14 protein-coding genes are annotated in these 15,138 nt (G+C 71.9%); 10 read left to right on the top strand and 4 right to left on the bottom strand.

Annotated elements, in window-relative coordinates; translation table 11 throughout:
- The first annotated feature begins 15 nt into the window (after nt 1-15).
- Genes AB0H84_RS33340 through AB0H84_RS33310 form a run of 7 tightly spaced genes read left to right on the top strand, consistent with a single transcriptional unit; the run spans nt 16 to nt 7,854 of the window.
- Nucleotides 16-1,722 carry an ABC transporter substrate-binding protein gene (locus AB0H84_RS33340; RefSeq protein WP_357613139.1) on the top strand — a complete coding sequence of 569 codons (1,707 nt, stop codon included), beginning with the start codon at nt 16-18 and terminating at the stop codon, nt 1,720-1,722.
- Nucleotides 1,723-2,637: an ABC transporter permease gene (locus tag AB0H84_RS33335; RefSeq protein ID WP_357613136.1), complete on the top strand. Its 915-nt coding sequence runs from the start codon at nt 1,723-1,725 to the stop codon at nt 2,635-2,637.
- Entirely contained in the window at nt 2,637-3,632 is a 996-nt protein-coding gene (locus tag AB0H84_RS33330) for an ABC transporter permease (RefSeq protein WP_357613133.1), read from the top strand. The genes AB0H84_RS33335 and AB0H84_RS33330 overlap by 1 nt, the downstream gene beginning before the upstream one ends.
- The gene (locus AB0H84_RS33325) at nt 3,629-4,441 is read left to right on the top strand and encodes an ABC transporter ATP-binding protein (protein WP_357613130.1); all 813 of its coding nucleotides are present in this window, start codon (nt 3,629-3,631) and stop codon (nt 4,439-4,441) included. Before AB0H84_RS33330 ends, AB0H84_RS33325 begins: the two co-directional genes overlap by 4 nt.
- Nucleotides 4,438-5,250 carry an ATP-binding cassette domain-containing protein gene (locus tag AB0H84_RS33320; protein WP_357613127.1) on the top strand — a complete coding sequence of 271 codons (813 nt, stop codon included), beginning with the start codon at nt 4,438-4,440 and terminating at the stop codon, nt 5,248-5,250. Before AB0H84_RS33325 ends, AB0H84_RS33320 begins: the two co-directional genes overlap by 4 nt.
- Entirely contained in the window at nt 5,247-6,536 is a 1,290-nt protein-coding gene (locus AB0H84_RS33315) for an alpha/beta fold hydrolase (RefSeq protein ID WP_357613124.1), read from the top strand. The genes AB0H84_RS33320 and AB0H84_RS33315 overlap by 4 nt, the downstream gene beginning before the upstream one ends.
- Entirely contained in the window at nt 6,529-7,854 is a 1,326-nt protein-coding gene (locus AB0H84_RS33310) for an aminopeptidase P family protein (protein WP_357613121.1), read from the top strand. Before AB0H84_RS33315 ends, AB0H84_RS33310 begins: the two co-directional genes overlap by 8 nt.
- A 182-nt stretch (nt 7,855-8,036) precedes the next feature.
- Here the strand turns inward: AB0H84_RS33310 and AB0H84_RS33305 are convergent, their stop codons facing one another.
- From AB0H84_RS33305 to AB0H84_RS33295, 3 genes are all read right to left on the bottom strand, one after another.
- Nucleotides 8,037-8,855: an ACT domain-containing protein gene (locus tag AB0H84_RS33305; RefSeq protein ID WP_357613119.1), complete on the bottom strand. Its 819-nt coding sequence runs from the start codon at nt 8,853-8,855 to the stop codon at nt 8,037-8,039.
- Between the two features lie 98 nt (nt 8,856-8,953).
- Nucleotides 8,954-11,035, bottom strand: a complete 2,082-nt coding sequence (locus AB0H84_RS33300) for an alpha-galactosidase (RefSeq protein ID WP_357613116.1) — start codon at nt 11,033-11,035, stop codon at nt 8,954-8,956.
- 111 nt (nt 11,036-11,146) lie between these two features.
- Nucleotides 11,147-11,833 carry a hypothetical protein gene (locus AB0H84_RS33295; protein WP_357613113.1) on the bottom strand — a complete coding sequence of 229 codons (687 nt, stop codon included), beginning with the start codon at nt 11,831-11,833 and terminating at the stop codon, nt 11,147-11,149.
- 131 nt (nt 11,834-11,964) lie between these two features.
- Here AB0H84_RS33295 and AB0H84_RS33290 point away from each other — a divergent pair, with 131 nt between their 5' ends.
- The 3 genes from AB0H84_RS33290 (at nt 11,965) to AB0H84_RS33280 (ending at nt 14,526) form a co-directional block, all read left to right on the top strand.
- Complete coding sequence (locus tag AB0H84_RS33290; RefSeq protein ID WP_357613111.1) at nt 11,965-12,549, top strand: TetR family transcriptional regulator; 585 nt, start codon at nt 11,965-11,967, stop codon at nt 12,547-12,549.
- Between the two features lie 210 nt (nt 12,550-12,759).
- The gene (locus tag AB0H84_RS33285) at nt 12,760-13,083 is read left to right on the top strand and encodes an STAS domain-containing protein (RefSeq protein ID WP_357613108.1); all 324 of its coding nucleotides are present in this window, start codon (nt 12,760-12,762) and stop codon (nt 13,081-13,083) included.
- A gap of 24 nt (nt 13,084-13,107) precedes the next feature.
- The gene (locus AB0H84_RS33280; protein ID WP_357613105.1) at nt 13,108-14,526 is read left to right on the top strand and encodes an RNB domain-containing ribonuclease; all 1,419 of its coding nucleotides are present in this window, start codon (nt 13,108-13,110) and stop codon (nt 14,524-14,526) included.
- Nucleotides 14,527-14,576: 50 nt separating this feature from the next.
- Here AB0H84_RS33280 and AB0H84_RS33275 read toward each other — a convergent pair whose 3' ends face one another.
- Entirely contained in the window at nt 14,577-14,747 is a 171-nt protein-coding gene (locus AB0H84_RS33275; RefSeq protein ID WP_357613102.1) for a hypothetical protein, read from the bottom strand.
- Between the last annotated feature and the right edge of the window lie 391 nt (nt 14,748-15,138).

Raw genomic sequence — 15,138 nt, 5'->3', positions numbered from 1 at the left:
CGGAAAGAAGGCAACATGAGGAGATCTGCGGCGCTCGCGAGCGTCACCATGACCGCCGTGCTGGCGCTCACCGCGTGTGGCGGAGGCGGCGGCGCTGGGGGCACCGGCACGGGCGCGGGCACCGGTGCGGGCACGTCGAGCGGGCCGGGCGCGCCCGCCGCCACGGGCGGCACCGTCCACATCCTGGCCAAGGCGGACTTCTCCCACCTGGACCCGGCGCGCGGCTGGGACGGCGGCGTCAACAACTTCTACCGACTCATCTACCGGGGGCTGACGATGTTCGGCGCGGGTCCGGGCGCCGAGGGCACGAAGGTGGTGCCCGACCTGGCCACCGACACGGGCACCCCCTCCGACGGCGGCAAGACCTGGACCTACAAACTCAAGGACAACCTGTTCTTCGAGGACGGCACGCCGATCAACAGCGAGGCCGTGAAGTTCGGCTTCTCCCGCACCTTCGACCCGGAGGCCGGGATCGGCTCGCCGTACGGCAAGCTGCTGCTGGACGCGCCGAAGGACTACAAGGGCCCGTACCTCGACGGCGACCTGAAGACCATCGAGACGCCCGACGACAAGACGGTCGTCTTCCACCTGAAGAAGCCCCTCGCCGACTTCCCGAGCGCGCTGGCGATGGTCAACTTCACGCCCTTCCCCAAGGGCACGGGGGCGGGCGCGGCGTTCGACACCAAGCCGATCGCGAGCGGGCCGTACAAGGTGGCGAGCTACCAGCGCGGCGTCTCGCTGAAGCTGGAGCGCAACCCGCAGTGGAAGCGTGAGACCGACAGCGTGCGGGCGGCCAAGCCGGACGCGTTCGAGTGGACGTTCGGCCTGGACCCGGCCACGATCGACGAGCGCATGCTGGCCGGGCAGGGCACCGACGCCGACGCCCTCGGCCCGTCGATCCAGGCGGCGACCGTGGCGCGGGTGCAGCAGCCGCAGATCAAGCAGCGCACGCTCTCCGGGCTCAACGGCTGCACCACGTACATGGGCCTGAACACCACCAAGAAGCCCCTGAACGACGTGCGCGTGCGCCAGGCGATCAACTACGCGATCAACAAGGACACCGTGGTCGCGGGGATGGGCGGCGGCGCGCTGGCCGCCAAGGGCACCTCGATCCAGCCGCCCACGATCGCGGGCCGGGTCGACTACGACCTCTACCCGTACAACCCCGAGGAGGCCAAGAAGCTGCTGGCCGAGGCCGGCCTCGCGGACGGGTTCTCCCTGACGCTGGACACCCGCCCGGACCCGAAGATGGCCGCGGTGGCGGTGGCGATCCAGGACGCGCTCAAGCAGGTGAAGATCGACGTCAAGATCAACAACATCGACACCTCGACGTTCTACGAGGTCATCGGCACGCCGGCGCAGCAGCACGACGCCGCCGTCACCGGCTGGTGCCCCGACTGGGCCTCCGGCGCGACGTTCCTGCCGCCGCTGTTCGACGGCCGCAACATCACGCCCAAGGGCAACTCGAACCTCGCTCAGCTCAACGACAAGGGGATCAACGAGCGGATCGACGAGATCGCCGCGATGACGGACGTCAACCAGGCCAACGCGGCCTACGGCGAGCTGGACAAGGAGATCATGAAGCTGGCGCCGGTGGTGCCGCTGGCGTACGAGAAGCTCATCCTCCTCGTCGGCTCGAACATCGCGGGCGCCTACCAGTCCAACTCGTTCTCCGGCGGCATCGACCTGATCTCCGTCGGACTGGCGAAGCCGACGAAGTAGATGACCGTCGCAGCTCTTTCCCCTGCCACGTCGGGCCGGCGGGTCGCGAGCGCGCTGCTGCGTGATCGGGGCGCGGTGCTGAGCACCGCGTTCCTCACGCTGATCGTGCTGATGGCGATCTGCGCGCCGCTGATCAGCGCGATCACCGGTCACGGGCCGAACGACTTCGACACCGCCGCCGTCGACACCGACCTGGGCGGGGTGCCGCGCGGGTCGCTCGGCGGCATCAGCGCCGACCACCTGCTGGGCGTCGAGCCGCAGAACGGCCGCGACATCCTGGCGCGCATCGCCTACGGCGCGCGCGTCTCCCTGCTGATCGCGGTCTCGGCCACGGCGCTGACGACCCTGCTGGGCGTGGTGCTGGGCATGCTGGCCGGGTTCTACCAGGGCTGGGTGGACCAGGTGATCTGCCGGGTCATGGACTTCCTCATGGCCTTCCCGGCGCTCATCTTCATGATCGCGATCCTGTCCTCGCTCCCGCAGGGCAACCGGCCGGTGCTGCTGGTCCTGGTGATCAGCTTCTTCGGCTGGCCGTACCTGGCGCGGGTGGTGCGCGGGCAGACGCTGACGCTGGTGAACAGGGAGTTCGTGGAGGCAGCCCGCGCGTCGGGCGCATCCACGCGCGCGCTGGTGTTCAAGGAGATCCTGCCGAACCTGCGCAGCTCGCTGATCGTGATGACCACCCTGGCCGTGCCCGGCTACGTCGGCACCGAGGCGGGGCTGTCCTTCCTGGGCGTCGGCGTGACGCCGCCGACGCCGTCGTGGGGACAGATGATCTTCAGCTCGGTCGGCTGGTACGCCGTCGATCCGATGTACTTCGCGATCCCCGGCGCGTTCCTGTTCCTCACCGTGCTGTCGCTGACGGTCCTCGGCGACCGGCTGCGGGCCACGCTCGACGCCGGGGAGGCCTCCTGATGGCGCGTTACCTGGCCGGACGGCTCGCCTGGGTGGTGCTGATCCTCTTCCTGGTGTGCCTGTTCACGTTCATCATCTTCTTCACGCTCCAGCCCGACCCGGCCGTGATGATCTGCGGGAAGACCTGCACGCAGGAGCGCATCAACCAGATCCACGCCGTGCTGGGGCTGGACAAGCCGCTCCTGACGCAGTTCTTCGCCTTCCTCTTCGGAATCTTCGCCGGGCGCGACTACGGCGAGGGCGCGAACCTGGTGCACTGCGGCGCCCCGTGCCTGGGCTACAGCTTCCAGACCGGCCAGTCCGTGTGGGACATGGTGGTCGAGCGGCTGCCGGTCAGCGCCACGGTGGCGATCGGGGCCGCGGTGCTGTGGCTGCTCATCGGGGTCACCGCGGGCCTGGTCAGCGCCGTCAAGGAGGGCACCTGGTGGGACCGCGCCGCCATGGGCCTGGCGCTGGGCGGCTCCAGCATCCCCAACTACGTGCTGGCGCTGGCGCTGCAGTACGTGCTGGTGGTGCAGCTGCAGGTGCTGCCGTTCCCGCGGGCCGTGACGTTCGGCGACGATCCGGTGGTGTGGTTCCAGTCGTACCTCATGCCGTGGGTGGTGCTGGCCACCGTCTACGCCTGCCTGTACGCCCGGCTGACCAGGGCGAACGTCATCGACACCCTTGCCGAGAACTTCATGCGCACGGCCAGGTCCAAGGGGCTGAGCCCGGCGCTGACCCTGCGCAGGCACGCGCTGCGCCCGGCGCTGACGCCGATCGCCACGATCTTCGGCATGGACTTCGCCGCGCTGCTGGGCGGCGCACTGATCACCGAGACGGTGTTCGGGCTGAACGGTGTCGGCAAGATGGCCGCCGACTCGATCTACAAGAACGACCAGCCGGTGATCATGGCGGTGACCCTGCTGGCGGCGTTCTTCGTAGTGGTCGGGAACCTGGTGGTGGACATCGTCTACGCGAGGCTGGACCCGAGAGTGAGGATCGCGGCGAAATGAGCGAACTGCTTGTCGTGGAGGACCTCACCGTCACCTTCCCGACCACGCGCGGCCTGGTGAACGTGGTCAATGGCGTGTCGTTCACGGTCGGACGGGACGAGACGGTCGGGATCGTCGGCGAGTCGGGCTCCGGCAAGTCGATGACGAGCCTGGCGGTCATGGGGCTGCTGCCCAAGGGCGCCAGGACCAGCGGGAGCATCCGGCTGGACGGCATGGAGCTGCTCGGCCGCTCCGACCGCGAGCTGCGGCGGCTGCGCGGCGAACGGATGTCGATGATCTTCCAGGACCCGCTGTCGTCCCTCAACCCGTACTACACCGTCGGCCTGCAGATCGAGGAGATGTACCGCGCGCACCGCGGCGGCTCGCGCGGCGCGGCCAGGAAGGTCGCGATCGAGGCGCTCGATCAGGTCGGCCTGCCGGACGCGGAGCGGCGGGTGGACTACTACCCGCACCAGTTCTCCGGCGGGCAGCGGCAGCGCATCATGATCGCCATGGCCCTGGTGTGCTCCCCCGAGCTGCTGATCGCCGACGAGCCGACCACGGCGCTGGACGTGACCGTGCAGGCGCAGATCCTGAAGCTGCTGGCCCGCCTGCGCGAGGAGCGCGGCATGGGCATGGTCTTCATCACGCACGACCTGGCCGTGATCAGCTCGATCGCCACGCGCGTGCTGGTGATGCGCCAGGGCGAGCAGGTCGAGTACGGCACGGCCGAGCAGGTGTTCGCCGAGCCGCGCCACGACTACACCCGGATGCTCTTGGAGAGCATCCCGCGCATCGACGACCCAGTAGACGGTGGAGTGATCGCATGACCCTGCTGCGCGCCCGTGACCTGACCAAGCGGTTCGTCTCGCGCGGGCCGCTGGGCGCCAAGGCCGAGTTCACGGCGGTCGACCAGGTCAGCTTCGACGTACGGCTCGGCGAGACGCTGGCGGTGGTCGGCGAGTCCGGCAGCGGCAAGTCGACGACCGCCCGCATGATCGCCAAGCTGATGGACCCGAGCGAGGGCACGCTGGAGTTCGACGGCGAGGACGTCACCCACGCCAAGGGGGCCGACCTGGCCCGCTTCCGCGCCAACGTCCAGGTCGTCTTCCAGGACCCGTTCTCCTCGCTCAACCCCCGTCACACGGTGGAGCGGATCCTGATGGCGCCCCTGGTCTACCAGGGCATCGCGCCCAACGGCAGCCGCCGGGCGCACGCCAAGGAGCTGATGGAGCGCGTCGGCCTGAACCCCGATCACTCCCTGCGCTACCCCGCGCAGTTCTCCGGCGGGCAGGCCCAGCGCATCGGCATCGCCCGCGCGCTGGCCGTCAACCCCAAGCTGGTGATCTGCGACGAGGCCGTCTCGGCGCTGGACGTGTCGGTGCAGGCCCAGGTGCTCGAGCTGCTGCGGCGGCTGCAGCGCGAGAGCGGCTTCAGCTACGTGTTCATCGCCCACGACCTGGCCGTCGTCCGGCAGATCGCCCAGCGGGTCGCGGTGATGAGCAAAGGGAAGATCGTCGAGCTGGGGGAAACCGAGCAGGTCTTCGGCGACCCCCAGGACGAGTACACGCGGACGCTGCTGGCGGCCATCCCGCGCATCAACCCGGAGTGGGACCGCCGCAGGAGGGAGAAGGTGTGATCACCGCGACCTACACGATCCCCGGGATGCGGGTACGCGACCACGTCGTCGAGGTACCGCTCGACTGGTCCGATCCCGAGGCCACGATCAGGGTGTTCGCCAGGGAGCTGGTGGATCCCGTACGGGACGGCGACGACCTGCCGTGCCTGCTCTACCTGCAGGGCGGCCCGGGCGGCAAGGGCCCGCGGCCTGTCGGCACGTCGGGCTGGCTCGGCAAGGCGCTGGAGACGTACCGGGTGATCCTGCTCGACCAGCGGGGCACGGGCCGCAGCTCGCGGATCGACGGGCGGGTGATGAGCGCGCTCGACCCGCAGGAGGGCGCCGACTACCTGGCCCGCTTCCGCGCGGACTCGATCGTGGCCGACGCCGAGCACCTGCGCAGGACCGTCTTCGGCGGCCGGCGCTGGTCGACGCTCGGGCAGAGCTACGGCGGCTTCCTGACGCTGACGTACCTGTCGAACGCGCCCGAGGGCCTGAGCGCCTGCTACGTGGCGGGCGGCCTGCCCGCGCTGGACCCCGACGCCGCGGAGGTCTACCGGCGCACCTATCCGCGGGTCGCGGCCAAGAACGCCGAGTTCTACCGCCGCTACCCGCACCACGTGGAGACCGTGGCCCGCCTGGCCGACCGGCTGGCGCAGGGCGACGTCCTGCTGCCCGACGGCGACGTGCTGACCGTGCGGCGGCTGCAGTCGCTGGGGATCGACTTCGGCATGAAGCCGGGCTACGAGCGCATGCACTGGCTCCTCGACGAATCCCTGCCGGACAAAGGGGGCGAGCTGCCCGAGACGTTCCTGCACCAGGTGCTGGCCCGCTCCTCCTACGCCGACAACCCGCTCTTCGCCGCGCTGCAGGAGAGCATCTACGGCTCCGGCCCCGGCGCGACGGCCTGGGCGGCGCAGCACGAGCGCGCCCGGCACCCCGCCTTCGCCGAGGACGCCAGGCCGCTGCTGTTCACCGGCGAGATGATCTACCCCTGGATGTTCGAGGAGATCCGCGCGCTGCGCCCCTTCCGCGCCGCCGTCGATCTCCTCGCCGCGCGTGCCGACTGGCCCGTGCTCTACGACCTGGACCGCCTGGCGGCCAACGAGGTGCCGGTGGCGGCGGCCGTCTACTTCGACGACATGTACGTCGACTCCGGCCTGCAACTGGACACCGCGTCCAGGGTCGGCAACACGCAGGCCTGGGTCACCAACGAGTACGAGCACGACGGCATCGGCGAGGAACGGGTCTTCGCCCGGCTGACCGGGCTCGTACGCGACATAGGAGGAGGAATCACGGGTGAGTGATGGCAAACCCCCCAAGCTAACCGAGATCCCCGCGTTCTTGGACTACATCGCCCAGGGCTGGGACTCCCCCGCGCGCACCCCGACGTTGGTGCCCGGCGCGGCCGAGGCCGCCGCCGCGCACCGGGAGCGCCTGGCCGCCGCGCTCCCCGGCAGGACCGTGGTCGTGAAGGCCGGGCGGGCTCCGGTACGCAACAACGACACGTACTACGACTTCCGCGTGGACAGCGACTTCTACTGGCTCACCGGCTGCGCCGTGGAGAACGCCGTGGCCGTGATCGCCGACGGCGCCGCCACCCTGTACCTCCCTCCGCCCGCCCGCCCCGGCGAGATCGGCTTCTTCGCCGACGCCGCGTACGGGGAGCTGTGGGTGGGCCCGTCCCCGTCGGTCACGGAGTGGGCGGCGGCGCTCGGTGTCGAGGTGCGGCCGCTGAGCGACTTCACCGACCCCGCGCAGCCGCAGGACGACCTCCCGCGCGTGCTGGCCGAGCTGCGCATGATCAAGGACGAGTGGGAGATCGGCCAGCTCCGCGAGGCCGTGGACCGTACCGTCGAGGGCTTCGCGGCGGTGCTGGCCGAGCTCCCGGCGGCCGTCGAGGGCGCGGGCGAGCGGTGGCTGCAGGGCACGTTCGACCGGTACGCCAGGGCGTATGGCAACGGCCCCGGCTACCCCACCATCGTCGGCAGCGGCCCGCACGCCCCCACCCTGCACTGGGTCCGCTGCGACGGCCCCGTCCTGCCCGACGAGCTGCTCCTGCTCGACATGGGCGTCGAGGTACGCAGTGGCTACACCGCCGACGTCACCCGCACCTTCCCCGCCTCGGGCACCTTCTCCCCCGTCCAGCGGCAGGTGCACGACCTGGTGGAGAAGGCGCACCGGGCGGGCATGGCGCAGGTCGGCCCCGGCCACCGCTTCACCGACTTCCACCACGCGGCCATGGAGGTCATCGCGCGCGGCCTGGACGACTGGGGGCTGCTGCCGGTCTCGGTGGACGAGGCCCTGTCGGACCAGGGCCAGCACCACCGCCGCTACCTGATCTGCGGCATCGGCCACCACCTGGGCCTCGACGTGCACGACTGCGCCCGGTCCCGCCCGGAGGCGTACCAGGGGGCGGTCATGGAGGCCGGGATGGTGCTCACCGTCGAGCCCGGGCTCTACTTCCACGCCCACGACCGCACGCTCCCGCCGGAGCTGCGCGGGATCGGCGTCCGGCTCGAGGACGACCTGCTGGTCACCGCGTCCGGCGCCGAGATCCTTTCGGACGCCCTGCCCATCGACGCCGACGGCCTGGAGCGCTGGACCAAGCAGGCCTCCGCCTGACACCCCGTCCCCTGCCCCCGGCGGATGTCGCCCGGGGGCAGGTGCCCGCGTCCTTCGGGGCGCCGGGCCGGCGGGCCGTGGCGCGGCGTCGCTCCGCGCGGCGCAGGCGCCCGATCAGCCGGGCCGCCCACCGATGACCGGCGCGCGATCGAGCCGTCGCTCGGCGCGACGCACGCGCCCGATCAGCCGGAGGCGCTGTAGCGGGCCTGGCGGGCAGCCGCCGTAAGGGCGGCGGCCCGGGCGGCCTCCGTCGGGGTGAACGGCAGCTCCGGCCGCCGGATCAACAGCGCCCGGTCCGGGTTGACCGAGATCACCATGGTGGTGTTGAGCTCGGCCCCCTCGTCCACCGTGTCCCCGGGCCGCCGCCACTCCACCCGCGAGACCCGCAGCAACTCCCCCATCGCCTCGGGCAGCCGGTCAGGATCCGCGCTGACCCGCTGCGCCAGCACGAGAGCCTGCACGCCGGGATCGGTGAGGTCCTTGACCTGGGCGGGCACGATCACCACGTCGTGCCCGCCCGCCTCGCTCAGCGCCCCGGCCAGCGCGTCGAGCGCCAGCCCCGGCGGCGCCTCGATGACGAACTCGTCCAGCGCGTCACACCCGGCGGGCGTGATGGCGCTGCTGCCGGTCGGCGCGATGTGCAGCGCCAGGATGTTGCAGCCCAGCCGCCCGAACGCGCCCGCCACGGTGGCGAGCCGGCCGGGCCGCTCCACCACCCGCATGCGGATGCGCCACAACACCATCGGCGAGCCCGCGCCGCCCTCCACGGGCAGCGGGGCCGCCTTCCGTACGGGCCGGCGGCCCAGCCGCCTGTGCAGCGCCGCTCCGGCGATCAGCGCCACTCCGAGCCCGACCAGCACGACAGGGCCGGGCTCCTGGTGGCCGAGCAGGGTCGCGAGCAGGTGCGCCAGGCCGACCGCGAGGAAGAGCGCGGCCAGCTCGGCGACCTCCCGCCGCCAGGAGCGCCGGTTTCCGTCCAACACCTTGGGTGCATCGCTCATGCCGCCCAGTGTGTCCGCGGCTTGTTACCCGATCACGAACGGCGCGGTTGCGGCGGCATTAAACCGCCTTCACCGCATGACCCTTACGTGACCCGGCTTCAGACCTTCTCGACCTCGATGACGAGCGCGGTGGTCGGCCGCAGCGCCGGGGCGGGCAGCCCCAGCTCACCCAGGACCGCGCCGCTCAGCCGCACCGGACCGGCCATCCACCGCGGTGTCGACCACTGCGGCATGTTCGACGCGGGGGTCTTGGGCACGGCGACGCGCACCTCGTACGTGCTCGCCGGGTCGAGCCCGGGCAGGCGCAGCGGCGCGGGGCCGATGGACACCCTCGAGCTGAGCTGGGCATAGGCGAACACGCCGCGCTCGGGCAGCACCACGCCGTGCAGCAGCGCCGTCGGGTCGGGATGGTCGGCCCGCACCACCCGGCCCGCGTGCAGCACCGGCCGCAGCCGCTTGTGCAGCGCGATCCACTCGGCCAGCTCCTCCAGCTCGGCCTCGCTCGCCGAGGTCAGGTCCCACTCCACGCCCATGTGCCCGAACAGCGCGGTCGCGGCGCGGAAGGCCAGCGGCAGCGAGCGCCCCGTGACGTGGTCGTGCGGGGCGCCGACGTGGCTGCCCATCCGCTCCGGCGGCACGAGCAGGCCCGTCCAGCGCTGGATCGACTGCCGGTCGAGCGCGTCGTTGGAGTCGGACGTCCACACCCGGTCGGTACGCGCCAGGACGCCGTAGTCGATGCGCGCGCCGCCCGACGAGCACGACTCGATCTCCAGCCGGGGGTGGCGGGCCCGCAGCTCGTCCAGCAGCCGGTACGTGGCCAGGGTCTGCGCGTGCACCCCGGGCACGCCGTCGTGGACGGGCTCGGCGATGTCGCGGTTGTGGTCCCACTTGATGTAGTCGAGCTCGTACTCGCTGACCAGGCTGTCCAGGCGCTCCAGCAGGTAGTCGTACGCCTCGGGCCTGGCCAGGTCGAGCACCTGCTGGTGGCGCTGCGGCGGCGGCATGCGCTCGGCCTGGCCGAGGACCCAGTCGGGGTGCGCGCGCAGCAGGTCGGAGTCCGGGTTGACCATCTCGGGCTCGAACCAGAGCCCGAACTGCATGCCGAGCTCGCGCACGTGCTTGGCCAGCGGGTGCAGGCCGTTCGGCCACACGCCCTCGTCGACGTACCAGTCGCCGAGCCCGGCCCGGTCGTCGCGGCGGTGGCGGAACCAGCCGTCGTCGAGCACGAACCGCTCGATGCCGGCCGCCGCGGCCTTGTCGGCCAGCTCCAGCAGCCGGTCGAGGCCGTGGTCGAAGTAGGTGGCCTCCCAGTTGTTCAGCGTGACGGGCCGGACCGGCAGCGGCCGTGCGGCGCGCAGGTGGTCGTGCAGGCGGGCGCTCGCCTCGTCCAGGCCGCTGCCCGACCAGGTGAAGTACACCAGCGGCGTGCGGTAGCTCTCCCCCTCGGCCAGGACGATCTCGCCGGGCTCGAGCAGCTCGCCCGCCGCCAGCAGCGCCGGCCCCTCGGGCAGCCGCTCGGCGTAGTGGACGTGGTTGCCGCTCCAGCCCGCGTGCACCGCCCACACCTCGCCGCCCCTGAACCCGAACCCCTCGGTCCCGGCCACCAGCAGCCCCGTGCCGTCGTGCCCGGTCCGGCCGCGGCGGTTCTCCCTGGACCACACGCCCTGGCCGAACGCCGTGCGCTGCGGCACCTTCTCCAGCGCCCACCGCCCGGTGAAGTCCAGCAGCTCGCCGGCGCGCGCCGGCACCGGCAGGGCACAGGTCAACCCCTCCAGCCGGTACGGCGAGGCGGCGGTGTTCGTGACCGTGTGCCGCATCGTCACCAGGCCGCGGGCGTCCATGGCCAGCTCGCTCACCAGCTCCAGACCCGCCCTGGCGTCGGAGACCACGACGGTCACCGTGCCGCCCCGCCCGGGGGCGGCGTCCACGTCGAGCCGGTCCAGCGTCCAGCGCACCGGCCAGTGCTCGCCCGCCCGGCCGCCCGACAGGCCCGGCCGGCCGAACCAGCTGTCCGCCTGGGCGGGCAGCAGCGGCTGCGCGGGGGTCAAGGACGCCAGTGCGGGCAGCAGGTCGGACCCGTCGGCGGGCCCGAGGTCGGCGCCGAAGTGGCGCACCATCGGCAGCCCGGGTCCGTCGAGGACGAGGGCAGTACCTGCGGCGGACAAGATGAGGGGTGTCAAGTCGAGCTCCTCAGTCAGCAGACGCTGGTCGATACCACGCGAACCTATCGGAACGAGGCACTCGGCTGATCACCGGGAGGCCCCCTCAGGGGGAGCCGCCCATGACCCGTCTCAGCTGGGCTGGAGCACGATGTGGAGGTCCTCCTGGGTGGGCGGCCGGGTCCAGGTGAGACCAGGATCGCCGGCTTCGATCAGGCGCTGTGCCGCATCGCGCAGCAACTCCTCCGCCGGGGCGTCCGGCTGCCCGTCTCGGGCCTCGCGGTAGAGCTCCAGCATTCTGGCCAGGTCCAGCATCATCGTGTTGGAGTCGCGCACGGCCACCTGCAACGCTCCAACAGTCACGTCGGCGGACGCGGAGCACCCGCCGGCCACGGCCTTCTGCGCCGCCTCGGCGAAGCCCAGGCGGTCCATGCCGTCCACCTCGCCCTCCAGCCAGTCGGCGCGCAGGTGCAGCACTCCCGGCCGTTCCACCGCCGCGAGCTGCGCGACCAGGGCCGCGACCGCCCCCTGCGGATCGTGCAGCGCGGCGTCCCCCCTGGCCGCGAAGGCGTCGGCGAGCAGGTGCAGGGAGATCAGCCGGGGCGGCTCGTACGTCGTGAGCACCCCGCGCCATACCTGCGCCCGCAGCGGGTAGGCCCGCAGGCCCTCCATGAACGCGGGCTCGGTCTCGGGCGCGAGCCCGAGATCCACGTCCACCTCGAACGGGTCTCCGGCCCCGCCGGCGACCTGGTCACGACGGAGCCACCAGACCACCGCGCCCACGACGGCGGCCGCTAAGACTGCGACGGCGATCCACACGATGTCGTCTGCTTTCCCCTCGTAGCTGACAGCGGTAGCAGCGTAGTGTCACTGACCACGATTCAGTGCCATTTATCGGGATACGGACCGCCGCATCACGCACAGCTCCATGGGCTGACAGAATTGGAAATATGACAGACGGCATCCTGACGGCGGATCAGATCCTCACGGCGGCTCAAGACGTCCTGCGCCGCTACGGGCCCGCCAAGGCGACGGTCGTCGACGTCGCTCGGGCGCTCGGCGTCAGCCACGGCAGCGTCTACCGGCACTTCCCGAGCAAGGCGGCCCTGCGCGAGGCCGTCACCCAGCGCTGGCTGGACGAGTCGCACGCCGAGCTGGGCGTCGTCCTGGCCTCCGACGCGCCGGCCCCCGTGCGGCTGCGCGAATGGCTGAGCGCCCTGTTCCGCGCCAAGCGCAAGAAGGCGCTCGACGACCCCGAGCTGTTCGCCACGTACACGGTGCTGGTGAGCGAGTCCAGCGAGGTCATCGACCGGCACCTCGCCGACCTGGTCGGCCAGGTCCGGCAGATCATCGAGGCCGGCGTCGCGCGAGGCGAGTTCGCGGCCCCCGACCCGGCCGCGGCGGCCCGTGCCGTGTTCTACGCCTCCGTCCGGTTCCACAACCCGGCGCACGCCGCCCACTGGAGCCTGCCGGACATCGAGGACGACTTCGCCGCGCTGTGCGATCTCCTCCTTCGCGGGCTGGAGCCCCGCTGACGGGTGTCATGTTTTTCCCTCTGGGTAAGCGGAACCGGTCCTCGCGGATCCGTCCTGTCCCCCGGAACCACGGTTCACGCCTGACCAGGCATGTACACTCTGAGTCAAACACCGTCGCACTACGTGACGCGCCATGACTCTGGTGCCCAAGGCAGGGACCGGCCCGCGCAACCGGCAGGAGGTTCCGGCCCTGACAAGCGCGGAGCCGACATGCAGCCACTGCACCTGACCACCAGCCACCGCGACGAGACCCTGACCGTCAGCGTGTCCGGAGACCTCGACATCGCCACCACCGAGCAGCTTCGCGGTTACCTGTTCGGCCTGCTGCGGGAGGCGGGGAGCGCCCCGCGCAGGCGGGCCACGCTCCTCCTCGAGGTGAGCGGGCTCACCTTCATCGACGCGGCCGGGCTCGGCATCCTCGTCTCGGTCCGCAACCACGCCCTGCGCCTGCACACCGCGATGCGCCTCACCGGCGTCCCGCCGACGATGCGGCGGCTGCTGCGGATCACCGGCCTGGAGGGCCACCTCACCTGATCGGCCGCCCTGTAGGTTGGCAGAGTGATTCAGGTTCCCGATCAGATACCCCTGAAGCTGGAGGACGGGTTCGAGCGCGTCGGGCGGGAGTTCGGCCTCCCGGACGACTTCCCCGGTGCCGTGCTCGACGAGGCCGCATGGGTGGCGCGAGTGCCCCGGCTCGACGCCGAGGACCTGTCCGAGGTGCCGTTCGTCACCATCGACCCGCCCGGCTCGATGGACCTCGACCAGGCCCTCCACCTGGAGCGGGTGCGCGGCGGCTACCGCGTCTGGTACGCGATCGCGGACGTCGGCGCGTTCGTGCGCCCCGGCGGCGTCATCGACACCGAGGCGCGCGCCAGGGGCGAGACCGTCTACCTGCCCGCGGGCAAGGTGCCGCTGCACCCCGGGGTCCTGTCGGAGGACGCGGCCAGCCTGCTGCCCGGCGCGCTGCGCCCGGCCGCGGTGTGGCGGATCGACCTCGACGCCGACGGCCGCACGGTCGGCGCCGACGTGCAGCGCGCGCTCGTACGCAGCCGTGAGCGCCTGGACTACGCCTACGTGCAGGCGGCGGTCGACACGGGCACGGCCGATGGCGTGCTGGGGCTGCTGGCCGAGATCGGCCGCCTCCGGCTGGCGCTCGAGCGTGAGCGCGGCGGCGTCACCCTGCCCACGCCCGAGCAGGAGGTCGTCCCCGGCGACGACGGCGCCTACCGGCTGGAGTTCCGGCTGCCACTGCCCGCCGAGGCGTGGAACGCGCAGATCTCGCTGCTGACCGGCATGGCCGCGGCCGCGATGATGCTGGACGCCGAGATCGGCATCCTTCGCGTGCTGCCCCAGCCGCACGCCGACGACCTGGCGAAGGTCCGCAGGGTTGCCCAGGCGCTGGACGTCCCGTGGCCCGACGGGGCCTCCTACGGCGCCGTGGTGCACGACCTGGACCCGAAGAACGCGCAGCAGGCGGCGTTCCTGCACGAGTCCAAGGTGCTGCTGCGCGGCGCGGGCTACGTGGCCTTCGACGGCGCTCCGCCCAAGCTGGCCGAGCACGCGGCGGTGGCGGCGCCGTACACGCACGTCACGGCGCCGCTGCGCCGCCTGGCCGACCGCTACGCGACGGAGGTGTGCCTGGCCGTGGCGGCCGGCGAGCCGGTCCCGTCCGACATCAGGGCCGCGCTTGCGAGCCTGCCCGGCATCATGACCTCGACCGGGCGGCGGGCGGGGGCGGTGGAGCGCGCGTGCGTGGACCTGGTGGAGGCGTTCCTGCTGCGGGAGCGGATCGGGCAGGCGTTCGAGGCGGTGGTGATCGACGTGGACGAGCGGCGCGGCGGCGGCCAGGTGCAGCTCGCCGACCCGGCCGTGATCGCCCGCTGCGAGGGCCCGCTCCCCCTGGGCGAGCGGGTCACGGTACGCCTGACGCAGGCCGACCCGGCGACCCGCGAGGTCCGCTTCACGCTGGCGACCTGACCCGTGGGAAGCCGCGCACGGACGCTCCGCGCGCGGCTCCCGACTTGGCATCACCTCTTCAGCGGGGTCCATCCCGCGCCCACGCCCATCAGGTGGAGCGCGACGCAGAGCAGCCCGGCGGTGCCGAGCGTGGTGGCCGTGATCACGCTGCCGACGGCGAGGCCGGCGATCTCGAAGATGAGCGCGAGCACGAACAGTACGGCGGCGACGAGGGCGAACATGGCTACCTCCAACGGCCGGCCCGGACAGCGCGCATCCGAGGGGACTGGCCTCGGCGGGTGCGTCCGAGGATGTCTCTGACATGGAGATTTCCAGCGCCAACGCCCGAAAAACTGCCCCGAAGGTGACGATGTGTGAGCGCCTGACAACACCACCTTGACCGACCGGTCAGTGGCCAGGGCACGGCGGGCCGTCACGGTAAAGAATGGCCCGCGCCTCAGGTCACGCCCGCCACTGCCGGACGGCGCCATGCTCTACCCGCGCATCACTTGACGGGGCGGCTCGGAGACCTGAACGGTGTGAACGGTTCGGCGCCGCCTTTTTCACCGGCATTCGCGGCGGGCAGCGGACCGGGCGGCACGCTTTACCCGGGAGCCGCCGCCGGCCGGAAAG

It is taken from the genome of Nonomuraea sp. NPDC050786, assembly GCF_040654115.1.
Classification (GTDB): Bacteria; Actinomycetota; Actinomycetes; order Streptosporangiales; family Streptosporangiaceae; genus Nonomuraea.
Note: the sequence above shows the minus strand (reverse complement) of the source record. Positions and strands in the feature narration are given on the sequence as shown.

Coding starts and splice junctions, on each gene's coding strand:
- AB0H84_RS33340 (WP_357613139.1), top strand. CDS start 16: ATGAGGAGATCTGCGGCGCTCGCGAGCGTCACCATGACCGCCGTGCTG.
- AB0H84_RS33335 (WP_357613136.1), top strand. CDS start 1,723: ATGACCGTCGCAGCTCTTTCCCCTGCCACGTCGGGCCGGCGGGTCGCG.
- AB0H84_RS33330 (WP_357613133.1), top strand. CDS start 2,637: ATGGCGCGTTACCTGGCCGGACGGCTCGCCTGGGTGGTGCTGATCCTC.
- AB0H84_RS33325 (WP_357613130.1), top strand. CDS start 3,629: ATGAGCGAACTGCTTGTCGTGGAGGACCTCACCGTCACCTTCCCGACC.
- AB0H84_RS33320 (WP_357613127.1), top strand. CDS start 4,438: ATGACCCTGCTGCGCGCCCGTGACCTGACCAAGCGGTTCGTCTCGCGC.
- AB0H84_RS33305 (WP_357613119.1), bottom strand. CDS start 8,855: ATGAGCGATGCACCCAAGGTGTTGGACGGAAACCGGCGCTCCTGGCGG.
- AB0H84_RS33290 (WP_357613111.1), top strand. CDS start 11,965: ATGACAGACGGCATCCTGACGGCGGATCAGATCCTCACGGCGGCTCAA.
- AB0H84_RS33285 (WP_357613108.1), top strand. CDS start 12,760: ATGCAGCCACTGCACCTGACCACCAGCCACCGCGACGAGACCCTGACC.
- AB0H84_RS33275 (WP_357613102.1), bottom strand. CDS start 14,747: ATGTTCGCCCTCGTCGCCGCCGTACTGTTCGTGCTCGCGCTCATCTTC.